The organism is Pseudomonas entomophila (assembly GCF_023277925.1).
GTDB classification, from domain to species: Bacteria; Pseudomonadota; Gammaproteobacteria; order Pseudomonadales; family Pseudomonadaceae; genus Aquipseudomonas; species Aquipseudomonas entomophila_D.
This window is the reverse complement of sequence record NZ_CP063832.1, coordinates 1,606,503-1,627,100: the sequence shown is the minus strand read 5'-3', so window position 1 is coordinate 1,627,100 and position 20,598 is coordinate 1,606,503. Positions and strand designations below refer to the sequence as shown.

Here is a 20,598-nt window from a genome sequence, read left to right as displayed (position 1 = left end):
GTGGGCCCAGACTAGAGGTGGCGCGTTTTAATGAAAACTGAATAATACTGAGCGAAACATTCACGTTTGGAGAATGATTGTGGACCTGGTGCAACTCGAGATGTTCAAGGCCGTGGCCGAGCACGGCAGCATCAGCGCTGCCGCACAGCATATCCATCGGGTGCCGTCGAACCTGACCACCCGCATCAAGCAGCTGGAAGAGGACCTGGGGGTCGAGCTGTTCATCCGCGAGAAGAGCCGGCTGCGCCTGTCGCCTGCCGGGTGGAACTTCCTGGAATACACCCGGCGCATCCTCGACCTGGTGCACGAGGCGCGCCTGACGGTGGCCGGCGAGGATCCGCAGGGCACCTTCGCCCTGGGTTCGTTGGAAAGTACGGCGGCGGTACGCATTCCGGCGCTGCTGGCGGCCTACAACCAGCGCTACCCCAAGGTCGACCTGGATCTGTCCACCGGGCCCTCGGGGACCATGCTCGAAGGGGTGTTGTCCGGGCGGCTGGTCGCCGCCTTCGTCGATGGCCCGGTGCTGCACCCGACCCTCGAGGGCATGCCGGTGTTCGAGGAGGAAATGATGGTCATCGCGCCGCTCAACCACCCCCCGGTGACCCGCGCCCGCGACGTCAACGGCGCGAGCATCTATGCCTTCCGTGCCAACTGCTCGTACCGCCATCATTTCGAAAGCTGGTTCGTTCATGACCAGGCCGTGCCGGGCAAGATCCACGAGATGGAGTCCTACCACGGCATGCTCGCCTGCGTCAGTGCCGGCGCAGGGCTTGCCATGATGCCGCGCAGCATGCTCGACAACATGCCGGGTTGCAGCACGGTGAGCGCCTGGCCGATGGCGGAGGATTTTCGCTACCTGAAGACCTGGCTGGTGTGGCGGCGTGGGACGGTATCGCGCAGCTTGAGCATGTTCATCAAGTTGCTTGAAGAGCGTCGCGACGCAGCCTTGTAGGAGCGGCTTCAGCCGCGATGCACGGACTAACGGCGCGCAGATGTGCGAACGACGGCGCCTGGAAATTATCCAAACTGTGTAGACCATCCCCCAGAGGGAGGAATGCACCATGCGTACCCATCACTACGGCCTGTGCGCGGCACTGATGCTGGCCCTGGCCATGCCCTGGACCCTGGCGGCCGCCGCCGACCTCAATGCCCCGATCGACCCACAAGGCGTGCAGCTGCAACCCCAGCAACAGAACGGCATCCGCTACCTGCAGGGTGGCATCGGCCAGGATGAAGCCAACGCCCTGCGTCGTACTCAAGGTTACGATTTGCACATCACCCTTTCCATCGGCCGCGATGGCCAGTTCCAGAGCGGTGCCACGGTGGATATCCAGTCGGCCCAGGGGCAGCCGGTATTGACCTTGCAGGATGTTGGCCCGCTGATCTTCGTGCAATTGCCACCGGGACACTACCGGGTAACGGGCACAGCTGATGGCCAGACCTTGCAGCAACTGGTGGCGGTGGATGGCAAGACGCCTGCCAGGGTAGACCTGAATTGGCATTGATTTGGCGTTGATTTGACAGGAGTACAAATGTTCTCTTTGGGTTGGCTTGGGGGGTGGTTCGCCGGCAAGTCGGCCCCTACAAGGGGGGTAGCATGAGTACTGAATCGTGTTTGCAGGCGCTGTGCGAGGGGTACACCGTGATTCCCGGTGTGCTGGCGCCGCTGCAAATCGCATTGCTGCGCTGTGCCATCGACGACCTACAACCGTTCCACTGGGACTACCAAGGGCTGCTGGAACACTACAAGTGCGTCTTCAACCGCGATCCGTTGTGGTTGCCGTTTCTCGACCTGCCACCGTTGATAGAGCTGGCTGAAGCCGCGCTGGGCGCCGATTGCCACGTGATTGGCCAGACGGCATGGCGCAGCCACCCCGGCTACCCTGGCCTGGGGTTGCACCTGGATCACCTGCCCATGGAGTTGCCCGAGTGGCTGAGCAGCCTGCAACGGTTCACCCAGCCCATGCAGATACTCACCGCGCAACTCTATCTCTGTGATATCGACCTGACACTGGGGCCGACCTGGGTCGTGCCTGGCAGTCATCATGCGGGCCGTGCGCCCAGGTCGGGTGAAGACACCTGGCAGGGGCAGGGTGCCGTGCCCATCCTCTGCAAGGCCGGTGACGCGCTGGTCTTTCGCAGCGATTGCTGGCATGCCGGTGGCGCCAACCGCAGCAACGGGCAAATTCGCGACATGCTCCAGGTGCACTATGGCCGGCGGATGGTGGCGCAGAAGTTTTCCCCTTACCTCAACTGGCACTTCAACCCCGAAGTGCTGGCGGCGGCTACGCCAAGACAACGCAGGTTGCTGGGCGAGCATGTGGAGTCGGAATACGATTGAACCTGCGAATGGGACGGACTGTCTTTCATCAATAGTGGCAAAACACTTCAACTTTGAGATTATTCAGACAATAATCGAAAAATTATTACCACTTGTGACCCGGTGGGGGCGTGTCGGGTCGCACGTGCACAACGAGGGGCTGAAGCCCCCGCTTGCCACAGGCCAGGAAGGCAATGGCCTGTTCGTGAAGACCATCAGGAGAAGTCATTGATGAAAACCCGTCTCGCCGCTTCCTTGGCAGCCGCCGTGCTGGCTTTCGCCGGGGCCAACCTGGCCCAGGCCGCGCAGGTTTCCGGTGCCGTAGGCGCTACAGGCCAAGGCGACATGACCTACCGCATAGGCCTGTCGTTCGACTGGGACAAGAAGTGGTTGGAAAGCAACACCGGCTACGTGACCGGTTACTGGGACGCCGCGTACACCTATTGGGAAGGGGGGGATGCCAGCGGTGCTCACTCGCTGTCGCTGAGCCCAGTGTTCGTCTACGAGTTCAGCGGCTTCACCTACACCCCGTTCATCGAGGCCGGCATCGGCCTGGCGGCGTTCTCCAAGACCGACGTGGGCGACCAGCGCATGGGCTCGTCGGTCAACTTCGAAGACCGTATCGGCTTTGGCCTGAAACTGCCGGCCGACCAGAAGATCGGCCTGCGCGCCATGCATTACTCCAACGCCGGCCTCAAGCAGCCGAACGACGGCATCGAGTCGTACTCGCTGTTCTACAGCAAGGGCTTCTGAACCCACACCTGACCCTGTAGGAGCCAGCCTTGCTGGCGAACCGCGGTGGCCCGGTTCGCCAGCAAGGCTGGCTCCTACAGGGTGTGTGTTTGCGTCAGCGCGCGGCCTTGATCGCCAGCACGTTGCACAGCGGGTGCTCCAGCACATGCGCCGTGGTGCCACCGAGGAACGTCTGCATGGCGTCGTGCCGGTGGTTGCCCATGACGATCACATCCACCCGGCTCTGGGCAATGTAGTGGGCGATCGCCTTGATCGCCGGCCCTTCGAGAAAATGCCGGCGCTCCAAGGCAATTTCATGATGATCGCCCAGGCGGTTGAAGGCTGCCCGCTGGGCCACGCGCACGCTGCCGTCGAACCCAGGCATGGTCACCGTGCCGGCACCGAAGTCGGCGATATGGGTCCTGGCTGCGTCGCAGACGTGCAGCAAGTGCAGTTCGGCGTTGCATTGCAGGGCCAGGGCATGGGCGCTGTGGATCACCTGTTCGTCCAGGTGTTCGCCGGCGCCATGGCTGTTGAGGTCGACCGCGGCGGCGATTTGGCGCGGCAGGGGCAGGCGGATATCGCTGACCAGGTGCACGGCCACCGGGCTATCCTTGAGCAGTTGCCAGTCCAGGGGTGTGACCAGCAGGCGCTTGAGCACGGGTTCGTGCTGCACGTCCTTGACCAGCAGGTCGCAGCCCAGGCGTTCGACTTGCTCGATGACACTGCTCAGTGGGTCGCGGGTCAGCAGCAATTCGGTCGAGACATCCAGCCCGCTGTCGCGCAGTTGCTCCGCCGCGTCCGCGAGCCACTGGCGATTGTCGTCGAGCAGGCGTTCACGCTCACGGCTGTCAGCCATCAGGCCGAAGGTATCGACATCGTCGACGAAGATATTGATATCCAGCAGGGCGCCGCTGGATTCGGCCAGCGCCGCCGCCCGTTGCAAGGCAGGGCTGTAGCGCATCTGCGGGCCGAGCATGACGAACAACCGCTTGAACTGGCTCATCGCACACCTCCACGTGTGGCAGCCCCCCGTTCTTGCCTGGTCTATCTGGCCTTGACCGTGCGTTGCGGCCAGGGTGTCGTCCATTGAGTCTAGTCGGGTACAGCGGGCAAGGCAGGCCCCCACCGTCCAAGGTAGGAGCCAGCCTTGCGGGCGAACCGGCTCACAGCGGGTAGTGCTTCAACTCCCGCGCGATCAGCATGCGCTGGATCTCGCTGGACCCTTCGTAGATCTGGGTGATCCGCGCGTCCCGGTAGTATTTCTCTACCGGGTAGTCTTCCAGATACCCATACCCCCCATGCACCTGGATAGCCATGGAGCACACCCGCTCGGCCATCTCCGAGGCGAACAGCTTGGCCTGCGAGGCCTCCGACAGGCACGGCTTGCCCGCCGTGCGCAGGCGCGCGGCATGCAGGATCAGCAACCGCGCGGCATTGACCTGCACCTGCATATCGGCCAGCAGGTTGGCGATGCTCTGGTGTTCGTTGATCGGCTTGCCGAACTGAATGCGGTCACGGGAATAGCCCAATGCCGCCTCGAACGCCGCGCGGGCGATGCCCAGGGCCTGGGCGGCGATACCGATACGCCCACCCTCGAGGTTGGACAGGGCGATGGCCAGGCCCTTGCCGCGCTCGCCAAGCAGGTTGGCAGCCGGGATGTGGCAGTTGTCCAGCGTCACGGCGCAGGTATCGGAGGCGCGGATCCCCATCTTGTGCTCGCTGCGGTCGACCTTGAAGCCCGGGTTGTCGGTGGGCACGAGAAACGCCGACAGGCCTTTCTTGCCCAGCTCCGGGTCGGTCACGGCGAAGACGATGGCCAGCTTGGCCCGGCGCGCATTGCTGACGAACTGCTTGGCGCCATTGATCACCCATTGGCCATCGACCAGCTCGGCGCGGGTACGCAGGTTGTGCGCCTCGGAGCCGGCCTGGGGCTCGGTCAGGCAGAAGCAACCGATCACCTCGCCAGTGGCCAGCCGGGGTAGCCAGGCCTGTTGCTGTTCCGGGGTGCCGTAGGCCAGCAACGGCCCGCAGCCCACCGAGTTGTGGATGCTCATCAGCGCGCCGATGGCGCCGTCGCCGGCGGAGATCTCCTCGACCGCCAGGGCATAGGCCACGTAGTCGGTATAGCTGCCGCCGAACTGCTCCGGGGCGACCATGCCGAGCAGGCCCAGCTCGCCCATCTTGCGCACCACCTCGTCGTCGATCCAGCCGGCCTTCTCCCAGGCCTGGGCATGGGGCGCGATCTCGCCGCGGGCGAAGTCCCGGGCCATGTCGCGGATCATGATCTGCTCTTCGCTCAGTTCAAGGTCTTGCATCTGTGTACTCCCAGGCTCACAGGCCTTCGAAGAATTGGTCGACCCGCTGGGCAGTCAGGCCTGCCAGGGTGGGCGGGTTCCAGCGCGGTTGCTTGTCCTTGTCGATGATCAGGGCGCGTACGCCTTCGATGATATCGCCGTATTCGAACCACTGGCGGTCGATGTGCAGTTCCATGGCGAAGCAGTCATCCAGCGCCAGGCGTCGGCCGCGGCGCAGCAGCTCAAGGGTTACGGCCATGGCCAGCGGCGAGCGGGTCTCCAGCAGGTCGGCGGTATCCAGCGCCCATTGGCGGCTGTCGCCGATGGCCACGGCCCGCAGTTGCTCGAGGATGCTGTTCAGATCGGGCAGGGCGAAGAAGTGATCGATCACCGGGCGCAGTTTTGCCAGTGGCGCGTCTTCCAGCGACTGGGTACCCAGCTTGGCCAGCAGCCCTTGCAGGTCCTTGAGCGGGTTGGCGCCGAACGTCAGGCGATCGAGCCCGTCATCCAGGGCAGTGAGTTTTTCACTGTCCAGATACCAGTCGGCCAGGCCGCAATAGAGGGCATCGGCCGCCTTGACCTGGTTGCCGCTGACACCGAGGTAGATACCCAGCTCGCCCGGCACGCGGGAGAGGAAGTAGCTGCCGCCGACGTCCGGGAAGTAACCGATGCCCACCTCGGGCATGCCCAGCCGGCTGCGCTCGGTGACGATGCGCAGGTCGCAGCCCTGGGCCAGGCCCATGCCGCCACCGAGGGTGAAACCGTCCATCAGTACCAGCATCGGCTTGCGGTAACGGTGGATGCACAGGTCGAGGGCATATTCCTCGACAAAGAAGTCTTCGTGAAGCGTCTCGCCGGCCTTGAAACTGTCGTGCAGCGAGCGGATATCGCCCCCGGCGCAAAAGCCCTTGGGGCCTTCGCCACGTAGCATCACGGCATGTACCTGCGGGTCCAGGGCCCACTGGTCAAGGTGGCGCTGCAGGCTGCGTACCATCTCCAAGGTGAGGGCGTTGAGGCCGGCGGGGCGGTTGAGGGTGAGGTGGCCGATGTGATTGCGGACCTCGGCCAGTACATGATCCGTTGCCGAGGGTTGAGCGTACGCGGTCATCGCGGTCTCCCTGCTTTGTTATTGATTTTCCAAGTGAAGTCCTGGAGTGCGCGGGCGGGTCGCTGGATCCTGTCATGCAAATTTGCCCTGCACAATTGGCAAATCTGCAGGGCTATCCTGCATTTTTGTCGTTCTGCGCATTCCTGGCCCGACGCGGCACTGTAGCAATATGTGCGAGCGGGTTCACCCGCGAAACAGGCACCGCGGTGTCTGGCACCGGCCTTGCCGGTGTGCGCCGGCAAGCCGGCTCCTAGGGGGTTGTCGCAGGGCGCCGGTTGCGTGAGGGCGCTCACCCCGAAGGGTGATAGCCGCTCCAGCGCCCCCATGAAACAATCCCGCCCAGCACTCACCCTGGCGGGGACGACAATAATGAGCAACGCCCAGCTGAACTCACCCGACTGGTACGCCCGCATGGCCCGTGTGGTCGATGCCATCGGCACGCCCGGTTTCGTCGAGGCGCTGTTCGCCGCGCTCAACCAGTTGGCGCCGTGCCAGGCGATCTCGGTGTTCCTCTATCCGCGCAAGGGCCTGCCATCGGCGCTGTTCGCCAGGGACGAAGAGGGCCCCTGGCTGCCCGAGGGCAATGTGCAGAAGTACCTGGATGGCTATTACCTGCTATGCCCGTTCTACCGCGCCTGCATGGACGGTATGCGCGCAGGCTGCTACCGCCTGAGCGATGTCGCTCCCGACCACTTCACGCGTAGCGAGTACTACACCGCGTTCTATCGCCATGCCCACCTGGAAGATGAACTCAACTACCTGGTGCCGCTGGATGAGCAACTGTCCATCGCCGTGGCCCTGGGCAGTACCCGGCGCCTGGGTAGTCGCCAGGTGGCCGAGCTCAAGTGCATCGCCGCCTGGATAGTCGCGGTGGTGCGCCGGCACTGGGGGCACCTGGACGCCGACAACCAAGGCGGGCGCTTCGAGAGCGCGCTGGGGCGGCAGATCAACGCGGCGCTGAACAATTTCGGTTCGTCACTGCTCACCGAGCGCGAGTGTCATATCGCCCAGTACCTGCTGCGCGGTCACTCCACGCGCTCGTTGGCCGAGCGCCTGGGCATCAGCGAAGACACCGTCAAGACCCACCGCAAGCACCTCTACGCCAAGCTCGACATCGCCACCCAGGCCGAGCTGTTCTCACTGTTCATCGCCTCGCTGGCCCAGGCCCAGGAAGGCCTGAGCAAGGACCCGCTGGAAAGCTACCTGCGACGGCGCTGAACCACCGCTTCAGCGCATCCATAAAACGACAATCACCGGCCCGTGCGTGGCCGGAGGGGAGACCTGCGTGCATACGAAAAGCAATTGGCAGCAACGCGCTGCACGGCAACGCTTCATCACCACCGCGTTGATCGACGGGCGCCCGGTCGCGGCCCGCGACGGCGCCACCTTCGCGGCCATCAACCCGGCGACCAACCAGTGCCTGGCCGAAGTCGCCGCCTGCGCCGACAGCGAAGTCGACCTGGCGGTGCGCGCGGCCCGACGCGCGTTCGAGCAGGGGCCCTGGGCCCGCATGGCGCCGGGCGAGCGCAAGCGCGTGCTGGTGCGCCTGGCCGAGTTGATGCTGGCCCACCGCGAGGAGCTGGCGCTGCTCGACTCACTGAACATGGGCAAGCCGGTGATGGACGCCTACAGCATCGATGTACCTGGCGCGGCCCAGGTGTTCGCCTGGTACGGCGAGGCGCTGGACAAGCGCTACGACCAGGTCGCGCCGACCGCCAGCAGCGCCGTGGCGATGATCACCCGCGAGCCGCTGGGGGTGATCGGTGCGGTGGTGCCGTGGAATTTCCCGCTGGACATGGCCGCCTGGAAGGTCGCCCCGGCGCTGGCCGCAGGCAACAGTGTGGTGCTCAAGCCAGCCGAGCAGTCGCCGTTCTCGGCCCTGCGCCTGGCCGAGCTGGCGTTGCAGGCCGGGCTGCCGGAAGGCGTGTTCAACGTGGTGCCGGGCCTGGGTGAAAGCGCCGGGCGCGCCCTGGGCCTGCACCCGGACGTGGACGGCCTGGTGTTCACCGGCTCCACCCAGGTGGGCAAGTACTTCATGCAGTACGCGGCGCAGTCGAACCTCAAGCAGGTGTGGCTGGAGTGCGGTGGCAAGAGCCCGAACCTGGTGTTCGACGACTGCCGTGACCTCGACCTGGCGGCGCAGAAGGCCGCGTTCGGCATCTTCTTCAACCAGGGCGAGGTGTGTTCGGCCAACTCGCGGCTGTACGTGCACCGCTCGATCCATGACGCGTTCGTCGAGCGCCTGGTGCTCAAGGCTCGCGAGTGGCTGCCGGGCGATCCGCTCGACCCGGCCAGCCGCGCCGGAGCCATCGTCGATGCCGCGCAGACCGCGCGTATCGAGGCTGCCATCGGCCAAGCCCGGGAAGAGGGCGCGCGCCTGCTGTGCGGCGGTGAACGCCTGAGCGTGAACGGCTCGCAGAATTTCATCCTGCCGACGATCTTCACCGGTGTGCGTCAGGACATGGCCCTGGCCCGCGATGAAGTCTTCGGTCCGGTGCTGGCGGTCAGCACTTTCGATGACGAGGACCAGGCCGTCGCCCTGGCCAACGACAGTCTCTACGGCCTGGCCGCGTCGGTATGGAGCGACGACCTCAACCGCGCCCACCGTGTGGCCCGACGGCTGAAGGCCGGCACCGTGTCGGTCAACACCGTCGACGCCCTGGACGTCACCGTGCCGTTCGGTGGCGGCCGCCAGTCCGGCTTTGGCCGTGATCTTTCGCTGCACGCGTTCGACAAGTACACCCAGCTCAAGACCACCTGGATCCAGCTGCGCTGATCCTCACCCCAGGAGAACAACAATGAATGCACCTTTTTCGCCCAAGCGCGACACCCGCGACTACCAGGCCAGCGACGCCGCGCACCACATCCACGCTTTCCTCGACCAGAAGGCGCTCAATGCCGAGGGGCCACGGGTCATCACCCGTGGTGAAGGCCTGTACCTGTGGGACAACGACGGCCGCCGCTACCTGGACGGCATGTCTGGCCTGTGGTGCACCCAGCTCGGCTACGGCCGCAAGGACCTGACCGCCGCCGCCGCCACGCAGATGGACCAGTTGGCCTATTACAACCTGTTCTTCCACACCACCCACCCAGCGGTGATCGAGCTGTCCGAGCTGCTGTTCAGCCTGCTGCCGGGGCATTACAGCCACGCGATCTACACCAACTCCGGCTCCGAGGCCAACGAGGTGCTGATCCGTACCGTGCGCCGCTACTGGCAGGTGGTCGGGCAGCCGCAGAAGAAAATCATGATCGGCCGCTGGAACGGTTACCACGGCTCGACCCTGGCGGCCACGGCGCTGGGCGGCATGAAGTTCATGCACGAGATGGGGGGGCTGATTCCGGACGTCGCGCACATCGACGAGCCGTACTGGTTCGCTGAGGGCGGTGAACTGACACCGGCCGAATTCGGCCGCCGTTGCGCGCTGCAACTGGAGGAGAAGATCCTCGAACTGGGCGCCGAGAACGTCGCCGGTTTCATCGCCGAGCCGTTCCAGGGCGCGGGCGGGATGATCTTCCCGCCGGAAAGCTACTGGCCCGAGATCCAGCGTATCTGCCGCCAGTACGATGTACTGCTGTGCGCCGACGAGGTGATCGGCGGCTTCGGGCGCACCGGCGAGTGGTTCGCCCACCAGCACTTCGGCTTCGAGCCCGACACCCTGTCCATCGCCAAGGGCCTGACCAGCGGCTACGTGCCCATGGGCGGCCTGGTGCTGAGCAAGCGTATTGCCGAGGCGCTGGTGGAGCGTGGCGGGGTGTTCGCCCATGGCCTGACCTATTCCGGGCACCCGGTGGCGGCGGCGGTGGCCATCGCCAACCTCAAGGCATTGCGTGACGAGGGGATCGTGCGCCAGGTCAAGGAGGATACCGGGCCGTACCTGCAGCGCATCTTGCGTGAGGTGTTCGGCGACCATCCGTTGATCGGCGAAGTGCAGGGCGCGGGGTTGGTGGCGGCGTTGCAGTTTGCCGAGGACAAAGACACGCGCAAGCGCTTCGCCAACGAGAACGACCTGGCCTGGCAGTGCCGCACGTTCGGCTTCGAGGAAGGGGTGATCATCCGCTCGACCCTGGGGCGGATGATCATGGCACCAGCGCTGGTGGCCCGTCGTTCGGAGCTGGACGAGTTGGTGGAGAAGACCCGGATTGCCGTGGACCGTGCCGCGCGCCTGGTGGGTAGACGCTGACGCCCCATCGCGGGGCAAGCCCGCGCCCACAACCCGGTGGGAGCGGGCTTGCCCCGCGATGTTGCTCAAGGATCCTGCGGATCATGCCCCAATGATTGCAGGAACAGCGAAAACAGCTCCGGTTGCGATGAGATATCCAGCTTGGCATACAAGTGCCGCCTGTGAACCTTGACCGTCTCCGGTGAAATCGCCAGCCGCTCGGCCATGGCCTTCGACGAATACCCCCGCAGGACCAGCCGGGCAATCTCCAGCTCGCGCTCCGACAGCACCTTCGCCCCGAACAGGCTCATGGCATCGCGCACCTGGCTGGCCATGGCCGGGCGTTGGCCCTGGCCCTGCCAGTGCTGCCTCATCAATGCCAACACCCAAGGGCTGATCATCGCCAACAGCCCCTGGCACGCCGTGTCGAACCGTTCGCGCGCCCCCAGCGACAGTGACAGTGCCCCGGCATCGCCCAGTTGCAGGAGGAACTGCACCTCGTCCTCCAGCACATGGTCGTGGAAATACTTGAGGTAGTACTCGCTTTGGCGGAACTGGTCCGGTGCCACCTCTTCAAGGCGGTGCAGGCCATCGCCGATGCGCTCCTGGCATGCCTGGTAGAACGGGTCGAGCTGGTACAGGCCGCTCAGGTACAGGGCCATGGCCTCGGGGTTGCCTTCGCCCCGGGTATCGTGGATTTCCAACGCCCTGGGTAGCCCTTCGCGGGGGTAGAGCATCGCCAGGGCATTGTCGAACGGCAGCCACTGCTGCACCAGCAGGATCAACTGGCGCCAGAAGCGTGGCTGGCCGATCTGCTCGATGGTGCGGGCCAAGCCCGCGTGGGTACTGGCTTCGGTAAACAAGTTGTGCATGCGGCCCCGTTGCTGTTGTTCGCGGTCTCTATCGACATGGCACACACCTGTAGGGGCGGCTTCAGCCGCGAACACCGGCGAAGCCGGTGCCACCCACCGTGCTGCCCCCTTCGCGGCTGAAGCCGCTTCTACAACGGCCATGCCCAGTCTTGGGATGTTGCTTGCCTTCCGTCAAGGGGCGTACCCCCATAGGGTAATTGGCCGCCCCGCCGCCACACACTACAGTCCAGCCCAGGTCCCGCGGCCGCCCGACCGGTTTTCCCCTCACCACCAATAACAATTCAGAGGAAAAACGCCATGAGCTCCAGCGAAGCTCCCGCCAGCGCGCTCAAGCCGCGCCTGGGCGTGTTCGATGTGGTCGCCATCACCGTGTCGGGGGTCACCCCGGCCAGCTCCGTGTTCGTCATCGCCCCGTTCGCCATCCAGCAGGCCGGCAGCGGTGCCTTCCTGTCCTTCGTCATGGCCGCGGCCCTGGCACTGATGTTCGCCTGGTGCTATGCCGAACTGGGGCGTGCCCACAGCTCCGCTGGCGGTGAATACGTATACGCCAAGCGGGTGTTCGGCGGGCTGGCGGGTTATGCCACCTTCCTCACCGTATTGGCCTCCATGTTGTTCATCCCGCCGGTGCTTGCCGCGGGCGCCGCCACTTACCTGAACAACGCCTTGGGTACGCGCTTCGATACTCAGGCCGTGGCACTGATGATCGTCGTCTCCAGCTATGCCCTGGGCATTCTCAACATCCGCCTGAACGCCTGGATCACCGGACTGTTCCTATTCTGCGAGGTCGCCGCGCTGCTGGTGATCGTGGTACTGGGTTTCGGCCACGCCAGCCAACCAGCGGCCAGCCTGTTGCAGCCGCAGATGCTCGAGCAGGGTGCCTTGACCGCGGTGCCCTGGGCACTCGTGCTGGGGGCGGTGGGCATGGCGCTGTTCGCCTTCAACGGCTATGGCGGCGCGGTGTTGCTGGCCGAAGACATGAAAGACCGTGGCCGCACCGTGCATCGCGCGGTGATGTGGTCGCTGGCGGTGGTGGTGGCCATCGAGGTGATCCCCCTGGCGGCGCTGCTGATTGGCGCGCCCTCGCTGGAGGCAATGCTGATCAGCGGTGACCCGATCGGCTACCTGCTCACCGTCCATGGCAACGAAACCCTGGCGCGGCTGGTGAGCGCCGGGATCTTCCTCTCCGTGTTCAACGCCATTGTCGCGATCGTCATCCAAGTCGGGCGGGTGGTTTACAGCAGTGGCCGCGACGCGATCTGGACACCTGGCCTGAACCGCGCTTTCACCGTGATCCATCCCCGCTGGGAGTCGCCGTGGCTGGCGACGCTGTTCTTCGCGGTCCCCTCGGCGTTGCTGAGCCTGTCCGGCAGCCTGGAGGAGCTGACTACCTTCACCGTGCTGCTGCTGTTGCTGATCTACCTGGTGGTCGCCGCCTGCGCCCTGTGCAGCCGGGTACTGCGCCGCGATCACCAACACCCGTATCGCATGCCGCTGTGGCCATTGCCCGCACTGCTGGCGGTCAGCGGCGCCGGCTGGTTGCTGGTAACGCTGCTGGGCGAGGCGTCGTGGCGTGACTTGCTGATCATCCTCGGGTTGCTGGCGGTGTCGATCACCCTCTACAGCACCCACGGTCGGCTGAGCCCGACCTTCCAGAAACTGTGAACATCCAAGGAGCAGACATGCGTGCGCGTCAATTGGGCATCACCCTCGGCCACGGCACCCCGGGCCCGTTCAATGCCATTACCGATGTACCGGGGGTGCGGGTTGGCCACAGCACCCTGATCGACGAACAACGCCCGGCGCCGATCCGCACCGGGGTGACCGTCATCGAGCCCCGCCCCGGCGCGGCGCGCCTGCAGCCGTGCTTCGCCGGCTGCCATGTGCTCAATGGCAATGGCGACGCCACCGGGCTGGAGTGGATCCGCGAGGCCGGCCTGCTGACCACACCGATCGCCATCACCAACACCCATAGCGTCGGCGTGGTGCGCGACGCGCTGATCGCCGCCGAGCGCGAGCGCCTGCCGGACGAGGCCGTGTATTGGTGCATGCCGGTGGTGATGGAAACCTACGACGGTGTGCTCAACGACATCTGGGGCCAGCATGTGACGCCGGCGCAGGTGCGCCAGGCGCTGGATGCCGCCAGCTCGGGGCCGGTGGCAGAAGGGCCGGTGGGCGGTGGCACGGGGATGATTTGCCATGAGTTCAAAGGGGGCATTGGCACCGCCTCAAGGCGCCTGGAGGCCGGCTGGACCGTTGGCGCTCTGGTCCAGGCCAACCATGGCCAGCGCCGGGAATTGCGGGTGGATGGCTACCCGGTCGGGCGCCAGTTGGGGCACTTGCCATCGCCGTTTGCCGAGCAACGCAGCGGCACGCCGGGCATGGGCTCGATCGTGGTGGTGATCGCCACCGACGCACCCTTGCTGCCACACCAGTGCCAGCGCCTGGCCCAGCGGGCGTCGATCGGTATCGCCCGCACTGGTGGCGGCACCGAGGACTCCAGTGGCGATATCTTCCTGGCGTTCGCCACCGGCAACGAAGGGCTGCCACCGGCCGACTATGCGCGCCAGGACCTGGCGCAGTGCACCCAGGTGCGCATGCTCAACAACGACCACATCTCGGCGCTGTTCATGGCAGCGGCGGAGGCGGTGGAGGAGGCCATCGTCAATGCCTTGCTGGCAGGGCGCACGATGGTGGGCAAGGGTGGGCTGGTGGTGCCGGCGCTGGAGGGGGACACGTTACTGACGGCGCTACATCAAACGGGCTGGAAATCGGCGGCCCGCTAACCTGTAGGAGCCAGCCTTGCTGGCGAACCGGGCCAACGCCGATTTCAGCGTCGCCCCGTTCGCCAGCGAGACCTAGGCTTGAACCAGTGTACTGCGACCCGCGCGCGAAACCCGCAATGCCACGATGCTACCCACCAAGATCAACCCCGCCAGCGCATACAGCGCTGCATCGGTCGAGCCAGTCTGGTCCTTGATGAACCCCACCAGGTACGGGCTGAGAAAGCCCGCCATCTGCCCCACCGAGTTGATGATCGCCAGGCCCGCCACAGCGGTACCAGCGCTGAGCAGCGCGGTAGGCATCGGCCAGAACATCGGCAGGCCGGTCAGCGCGCCCATGGTGGCGATCGACAGCCCGAGGATGGCGATGGTCGGGTTGGCCGCGAAGTTCACCGCCATCAGCAGCCCCAGGGCGCCCATCAGCATCGGCACGACAAGGTGCCAGCGCCGCTCGTTGCGCAGGTCCGCCGAGCGGCCGACGACGATCATGAACACCCCGGCCAGCAGGTAGGGGATGGCGCTCAGCCAGCCGATCAGCAACGGGTTGTCGAAGCCCATGTTCTTGATGATCGACGGCAGCCAGAAATTGATCGCGTAGACCCCGCTCTGGATGCAGAAGTAGATGAAACCGAAGGTCCAGATCAACGGGTTGGTCAGCACCGCGAGCAGGCTGCCGCCGCGGGTGGCAGGCTTGCTCGCGGCGTCGGCCTGGAGGTCGGCCTCGATCATCCGGCGTTCGGCCGGGCTCAGCCAGGCGGCCTTCTGGTAGCCATCGCTGAGCAGCACGATCGCCAGCGCACCCAGCACCACGGTGGGCAGGCCCTGGATCAGGAACATCCACTGCCAGCCGGCCAGGCCATGCTGGCCCGCGGCGAAATGGTTGAGGATCCAACCGGAGAACGGCCCACCCAGCAGCCCGGAAACCGGGATTGCCGACATGAACAGGGCCATGATCCGGCCACGGCGATCAGCCGGGAACCAGCGCGAGAGGTACAGCACCACGCCGGGGAAGAAGCCCGCCTCGGCGGCGCCGGTGAGCAGGCGCAGGGTGTAGAACTCGGTGGGCGTGGTGACGAACAGCAGGCAGGTGGACAAGCTGCCCCAGGCGATCATCATCAGCGCGATCCAGCGCCGCGGCCCGAAGCGGTTCAGCGCCAGGTTGCTGGGCAGGCCGCAGAGCACGTAGCCGATGAAGAAGATGCCGGCGCCCAGGCCGTACACCGTTTCGCTGAACTTCAGGGCGTCGAGCATCTGCAACTTGGCGAAGCCGACGTTGACGCGGTCCAGGTAGTTGAACAGGTAGCAGATGAAAATGAACGGGATCAGCCGCAGGGTGACACGCCGGTACAGCGCGTCGCGGGTGATCTCGATGCCTTGGTCAAGGGCGGGGCTATGTGCCATGATCGGGTTCTCTTTTGTTATGGTTGTGCACCGCGTCGCCTGTTCCGGCGCTCGCCTCGAAGAGTCTCGGGGAGTGTAGCGCGGCTGTCTTTGTGCTTTCGCACAGCGCCGGGCGCGGGCGGCTGTGCTACTGAACAACACCCGCCACTGCAAGGAACCCTGCATGTTCGAGCTGGACCACGACCTGGCCCAGGACATCGTCGACCGGGCGATGGCCATCCTGCCGTGCAACGTCAACGTGATGGACAGCCAGGGGCTGATCCTCGGCAGTGGCGAACCCGAGCGCATCAACACCCGCCACGAAGGCGCCCAACTGGTGCTGGCCAATGGCCGGATCGTCGAGCTCGACGTAGAGGCCGCCAAATGCCTCAAGGGCGTGCAACCCGGCGTGAACCTGCCGTTGATGCTCGACGGCCGACTGATCGGCGTGCTGGGGCTGACCGGTGATCCGCAGCAATTGCGCACCTACGGCGAGCTGGTGCGCATGACCGCCGAGATGCTGTTGGCCCAGCGCCACCTGCAGGTGGAGCAGCAGTGGCGGCGCCAGCGGTGCGATGACCTGTTGGCGTTGCTCCTGGGCGGCAGTGGCGATTCGCCTCGGCTGGTCGATGAAGCCCAGCAGCTTGGCCTCAAGCCCAACCTGCCACGCATTCCCTGCTTGTTCGAGCTGCAATCGGGGCCACCGGCCGAGGCACTGTCGGCGTGGCTGATGAGCCGTTACCCGGACAGCTGGTGCGTCAGCCCCGCCCGGCAATCGCTGCTGTGGTGCCGGCCGGCGGGCGTTGTGCTGGACGAGGCGCGCCTGGTCGAGCGGTTGCAACGCCATGGCTGGGGCGTCGAGCGGTTGGCCTTGGGCAGCCCGGCGCAGAGCCTGGACCAACTGCGCCGCGGATACCGGCGGGTACGCGACCTGCTGGCCTACGGCCGTGAAGTGCTGCCCCGTGAATGCCTGCTCTCGTTGGCGCGCTACCGCCTGCCCGCGTTGCTCTGGCGCCACCGCAACGATGATGCCCTGGACGAACTGCTCGAGCCGCTGCAGCGTATCCGCGCCAAGGATACCAGTGGCCAGCTCCTCGCCACTCTGCGTGCCTGGTGTGCGCATGACGGGCAGAGCCAGGCCTGCGCCGATGCCCTGGGGATCCATCGCAACAGCCTGCGTTACCGACTGGAGCGGATTGCCGAAGTCGGCGAGGTGGATCCGTTGCGGATGGAGGGCATGCTCAGTCTGTACCTGGGGCTGCAACTGATTCGGGCTTGAGAGAGGGTCGTAGGTAACTCTGATTCTTGCTAGCGCTACGTTCTGCTAATGCCGCCATTGTTATGCCATCGCCCTGGTGTCCTGCAGGTGCTGGGCTACAGTGCGCTGATCGGGACAAGCAAAGGAGTTGCTGCGATGCGCACATCAAGGAAGGTGACGCTGTTGTGGGGGCTGTTTGCATTGGCAACGACCGCGCACGCCGTCGACCTGGACCAAGGCTGGGATGGCCAGACGCTCGGCAACTGGCAGCAGCTATCGCAAGGGTCGCGCTACATACCATTGTCCTGGGCCCAAGCGTTGGAGGCTCCCGGCCAGCAAAGCCGTTTCATCACCGAGCGCAACCTGGCCAACTACGGTTACACGGCGTATCAGGCGCAGTATCAAGGGCGTACGTTGCTCCTGCCGGCCGGCTTCGTCCCCGATGACAACAATGACCGCCACCTGTCCTACACCCGCTTGCGCTGGTATGCCGGTCAGGGTGACCGGGAGGCTTGGTTGGGCATGAACTGCTCGGCCTGCCATACCAGCACCGTGCGCTACCAAGGGCAGGCCATGGTGGTCCAGGGCGGGCCGACCAATGCGGACTTCCAGGCCTTCTTCAACGACATGGAACGCGCCATGCGGGAAACCGAGCGCGACGCCACCAAGTTTGAACGCTTTGCCCAGGCTGTGCTGGGTAACCAGGACAGCCGAGGCAACCGCCAGCAGTTGATGCAGTCGCTGGCGCGGCTTAACGCCTTTTATGCCCGCAATCGCGAGCTCAATGGCAATGCCATCGAGTACGGCCCCGGGCGGCTTGATGCGGTCGGCCATATCCTCAACAAAGTCAGCCAGATCAGCGGGGCGGCCAACCCGCAGGCCAACGCCGCCGACGCACCGGTCAGCTACCCGTTCCTGTGGAACGTGCCGCAGCATGACAAGGTGCAGTGGAACGGCATGGTGCAGAACCAGCGCCTGACTGTGCTCAAGCATCAGAGCATCGATGTGGGCGCGCTGGGGCGCAATGTCGGCGAGGTGATCGGTGTGTTCGCCGATGTGGTGCCCGTGAAGGACCCTAAATGGCTGCGAGGCTTCGTCTCCAGCGTGAAGGTCAAGAACCTGGAAGTGCTCGAGGAGTCCTTGCGTACGCTCAAGCCACCGCGTTGGCCCGATGCGGTGCTGGGCGTGCCCGACAAGGCGCTGGTGGCCACAGGCGCCAGGCTGTACGACCACCTCAAGTGCGACAGTTGCCATGCCAAGCTCGAACGCACCGACCTGCGCACACCGATCAAGGCGCACATGGTGACGATCGCCAGCCAGGAAACCCAGTCCCCCGAACGCATCGGCACCGACCCGGGGATGGCCTGCAACGCCTATCAGTACAAATCCGATGCCGGCGTGCTGGCAGGCATGTCGGCACCCAGTTTCAAGGGCGAAAAGTCGCAGCCTGTCCAGCCCTATGACCGGGTTGCCAACATGCTGGCGGTAACGGTCAAGCAAACGCTGTTGGGCCAACGCCACGATGTCGCCGAACTGGTCGCCGGGGGCTTCCTGGGCGTCCCGGTAAAACCTGAGCGCGTGCGCGGTTTACGTAACCGCGCGCTGTTCACCGCCAAGGATGAGCAAGACCTGCGCGAAATCAATTGCTACAACGCAGCGGACAGTGTGCCGACCCTGGCTTACAAGGCACGGCCACTTACGGGCATCTGGGCAACCGCTCCCTATTTGCATAACGGCTCTGTTGCCAGCCTGTATGAGCTGCTGTTGCCACCGACGCAGCGCATGAAAGTGTTCTACACCGGCACGACCGAGTTCGACCCGAAAAACGTCGGTTTCGTCACCACGCAAGGGCAGGGCAACCGCTTCCGCTTCGACACCACGCTGCGAGGCAACAGTAACGCAGGCCACGACTATGGTGTCGGTTCGCTCGAGCCCGAGCAGCGCATGGCCTTGCTCGAATACCTGAAAACACTGTGAGGCGCGCGGTGCCGGGGGATTGCGCGGCCCCAGGGGTGTTGGAAACGCCCAAACACGCCACTTCCTGTTTTGTGCATCCGACCAAAGCGCCGGTAGGTCGTACCTGTCAGCATGCGGTCATCAGGACAGGAGAATCCCATGAAGATCGTCATCGCCCCCGACTCGTTCAAGGACAGCCTCGATGCTGCTGGCGTCGCCCAGGCCATCGCCAGCGGCCTCTCAGTAGTCTGGCCCGAGGCCGAACTGCTCGAATGCCCGATGGCCGACGGTGGTGAAGGCACCATGGAGGCGATCCTCGCCGCCAGCCATGGCGAGCTGCGTCACCTTCAGGTGCGTGGCCCGCTGGGTGAGGCTGTCGAGGCTGGTTGGGGCTGGCTGCCGGAAAGCCGCACGGCGGTGATCGAGATGGCCCAGGCCAGTGGTATCCAGTTGCTTCCCAGCGCCCAGCGCGATGCCTGCCGCAGTAGCACCTGGGGTACCGGCGAGCTGATCGCAGCGGCCTTGGCAGCCGGTGCGCGGCGTATCGTCCTGGCCATTGGTGGTAGCGCCACCAACGACGGTGGCAGCGGCATGCTTCGCGCGCTGGGCCTGCGTCTGTTCGATGTCGACGGCCAGCCTCTGGCAGAAGGTGGGCTGGCGTTGTCTCGGTTGGATCGCATTGACGCCAGCGACTTGGATCCGCGCTTGGCCGAGGTGCGGGTGGAGGTCGCTGCCGATGTTGATAATCCGCTGTGCGGCAGCAATGGTGCCTCGGCGATTTTCGGCCCGCAGAAGGGCGCCAGCCCGGAACAGGTGCAGGCGCTGGACCAAGCTTTGGGGCACTTTGCCGACCACTGCGCCCGCTTGCTGGGCAAGGATGTACGTGAAGAGCCAGGCAGCGGCGCGGCCGGCGGCATGGGGTTTGCGGCCAAGGCCTTCATGGGGGCACGTTTCCGCCCAGGTGTCGAGGTCGTCGCCGAGTTGGCCGGGCTGGACGCCTTGGTGCGGGGCGCCGACCTGGTGATCACCGGCGAGGGTCGATTCGACGCGCAAACGCTGCGGGGCAAGACCCCGTTGGGTGTGGCGCGGGCGGCCAAGCGCCATGGTGTGCCGGTGGTGGTGTTGGCCGGGACCTTGGGCACGGGTTACCAGCAGCTGTATGCCCATGGTATCGATGCCGCGTTCGCCCTGGCCAGCGGGCCGATGACGCTGGAGCAGGCGTGCGCCGAGGCCGGTGCGCTGCTCAAGGCGCGGGCGGAGGATGTGGCGCGGTTGTGGCAAGTGGCCGGCCGATAGGCGCCACCTGTTCACCGTGGGGACAAGGGGGTTGTTCTGACCGAACAGGCCCTTTCGCCGGCAAGGCCGGCGCCTACCGGGCGATGTACACCACCCGTGTAGGAGCCGGCCTTGCCGGCGAATCATGGGTGCAAACACCCCGACTATTACACCATTACAAACCCATCAAAGTTTCCGCTCTTCGCTTCTGTGAGCGCGCAGCAGCCTCGCCGGGCTCTTGATCTTGATGCCCGATTCACCATGTCTCCAGCCCATACACCAAGAAAAAAGTAGGCCGCCGCAAGGGCGCAAAGGTGAATCAGCGTCTCCATCGCCGATGGATATGCCCACAAAACCCCAAACCCACACGCTGAAAGCCGAAGCCAATTCCCCAGCCCGCGACAAGTTGTCTGCTTGACTTTAAGCGCATGTAACAAGCCGTGTATCTTGACTTAAAGGT

Annotated in this window: 17 protein-coding genes; 12 read left to right on the top strand and 5 right to left on the bottom strand. The window is 65.1% G+C overall.

Translation table 11 applies throughout. From position 1 onward, the window contains the following. Positions 1-79 precede the first annotated feature (79 nt). The 4 genes from ptrR (at position 80) to IM733_RS07090 (ending at position 3,073) form a co-directional block, all read left to right on the top strand. Positions 80-952, top strand: a complete 873-nt coding sequence (ptrR, locus tag IM733_RS07105; protein WP_248920193.1) for a putrescine utilization regulator PtrR — start codon at positions 80-82, stop codon at positions 950-952. A gap of 109 nt (positions 953-1,061) precedes the next feature. Then, positions 1,062-1,505, top strand: coding sequence for a carboxypeptidase regulatory-like domain-containing protein (locus tag IM733_RS07100; protein WP_248920192.1), 444 nt, complete (start codon positions 1,062-1,064; stop codon positions 1,503-1,505). A gap of 92 nt (positions 1,506-1,597) precedes the next feature. Then, positions 1,598-2,341, top strand: a complete 744-nt coding sequence (locus tag IM733_RS07095) for a phytanoyl-CoA dioxygenase family protein (RefSeq protein WP_248920191.1) — start codon at positions 1,598-1,600, stop codon at positions 2,339-2,341. 210 nt (positions 2,342-2,551) lie between these two features. Continuing rightward, positions 2,552-3,073, top strand: coding sequence for an acyloxyacyl hydrolase (locus tag IM733_RS07090; RefSeq protein WP_248920190.1), 522 nt, complete (start codon positions 2,552-2,554; stop codon positions 3,071-3,073). Positions 3,074-3,167: 94 nt separating this feature from the next. Here the strand turns inward: IM733_RS07090 and IM733_RS07085 are convergent, their stop codons facing one another. The 3 genes from IM733_RS07085 to IM733_RS07075 form a co-directional block, all read right to left on the bottom strand. After that, a complete protein-coding gene (locus tag IM733_RS07085) occupies positions 3,168-4,058 on the bottom strand; it encodes a universal stress protein (RefSeq protein ID WP_248920189.1) in 891 nt (296 codons plus the stop codon). 160 nt (positions 4,059-4,218) lie between these two features. Beyond that, positions 4,219-5,370, bottom strand: a complete 1,152-nt coding sequence (locus IM733_RS07080) for an acyl-CoA dehydrogenase family protein (RefSeq protein WP_248920188.1) — start codon at positions 5,368-5,370, stop codon at positions 4,219-4,221. A gap of 16 nt (positions 5,371-5,386) precedes the next feature. Continuing rightward, positions 5,387-6,457: an enoyl-CoA hydratase/isomerase family protein gene (locus tag IM733_RS07075; protein WP_248920187.1), complete on the bottom strand. Its 1,071-nt coding sequence runs from the start codon at positions 6,455-6,457 to the stop codon at positions 5,387-5,389. Between the two features lie 369 nt (positions 6,458-6,826). Between IM733_RS07075 and IM733_RS07070 the strand changes: the two genes are divergently transcribed. From IM733_RS07070 to IM733_RS07060, 3 genes are all read left to right on the top strand, one after another. Further along, positions 6,827-7,675, top strand: coding sequence for a helix-turn-helix transcriptional regulator (locus IM733_RS07070; protein ID WP_248920186.1), 849 nt, complete (start codon positions 6,827-6,829; stop codon positions 7,673-7,675). Between the two features lie 67 nt (positions 7,676-7,742). Beyond that, positions 7,743-9,233: an aldehyde dehydrogenase gene (locus IM733_RS07065; protein WP_248920185.1), complete on the top strand. Its 1,491-nt coding sequence runs from the start codon at positions 7,743-7,745 to the stop codon at positions 9,231-9,233. A 22-nt stretch (positions 9,234-9,255) separates the two neighbouring features. After that, on the top strand, positions 9,256-10,638 hold the full coding sequence (locus tag IM733_RS07060) for an aspartate aminotransferase family protein (protein WP_248920184.1): 1,383 nt from the start codon (positions 9,256-9,258) through the stop codon (positions 10,636-10,638). Between the two features lie 65 nt (positions 10,639-10,703). Here IM733_RS07060 and IM733_RS07055 read toward each other — a convergent pair whose 3' ends face one another. Next, a complete protein-coding gene (locus IM733_RS07055) occupies positions 10,704-11,489 on the bottom strand; it encodes a helix-turn-helix transcriptional regulator (RefSeq protein WP_248920183.1) in 786 nt (261 codons plus the stop codon). 297 nt (positions 11,490-11,786) lie between these two features. On the opposite strand from IM733_RS07055, the gene IM733_RS07050 reads away from it, so the two are divergent. Together IM733_RS07050 and IM733_RS07045 are read left to right on the top strand one after the other, a co-directional pair. Continuing rightward, entirely contained in the window at positions 11,787-13,151 is a 1,365-nt protein-coding gene (locus IM733_RS07050; protein WP_248920182.1) for an APC family permease, read from the top strand. A 17-nt stretch (positions 13,152-13,168) separates the two neighbouring features. Continuing rightward, a complete protein-coding gene (locus IM733_RS07045) occupies positions 13,169-14,272 on the top strand; it encodes a P1 family peptidase (protein ID WP_248920181.1) in 1,104 nt (367 codons plus the stop codon). A gap of 72 nt (positions 14,273-14,344) precedes the next feature. On the opposite strand, the gene IM733_RS07040 is transcribed toward IM733_RS07045, so the two are convergent. Then, positions 14,345-15,670, bottom strand: a complete 1,326-nt coding sequence (locus IM733_RS07040) for an MFS transporter (protein ID WP_248920180.1) — start codon at positions 15,668-15,670, stop codon at positions 14,345-14,347. A gap of 163 nt (positions 15,671-15,833) precedes the next feature. Here IM733_RS07040 and IM733_RS07035 point away from each other — a divergent pair, with 163 nt between their 5' ends. The 3 genes from IM733_RS07035 to IM733_RS07025 all read left to right on the top strand — a co-directional run bounded on the left by IM733_RS07035 (position 15,834) and on the right by IM733_RS07025 (position 20,159). After that, positions 15,834-16,928 carry a sugar diacid recognition domain-containing protein gene (locus tag IM733_RS07035; RefSeq protein ID WP_248920179.1) on the top strand — a complete coding sequence of 365 codons (1,095 nt, stop codon included), beginning with the start codon at positions 15,834-15,836 and terminating at the stop codon, positions 16,926-16,928. Positions 16,929-17,063: 135 nt separating this feature from the next. Then, positions 17,064-18,884, top strand: a complete 1,821-nt coding sequence (locus IM733_RS07030; protein WP_248920178.1) for a di-heme-cytochrome C peroxidase — start codon at positions 17,064-17,066, stop codon at positions 18,882-18,884. Between the two features lie 138 nt (positions 18,885-19,022). Continuing rightward, positions 19,023-20,159: a glycerate kinase gene (locus IM733_RS07025; protein ID WP_248920177.1), complete on the top strand. Its 1,137-nt coding sequence runs from the start codon at positions 19,023-19,025 to the stop codon at positions 20,157-20,159. The last annotated feature ends 439 nt before the right edge of the window (positions 20,160-20,598 follow it).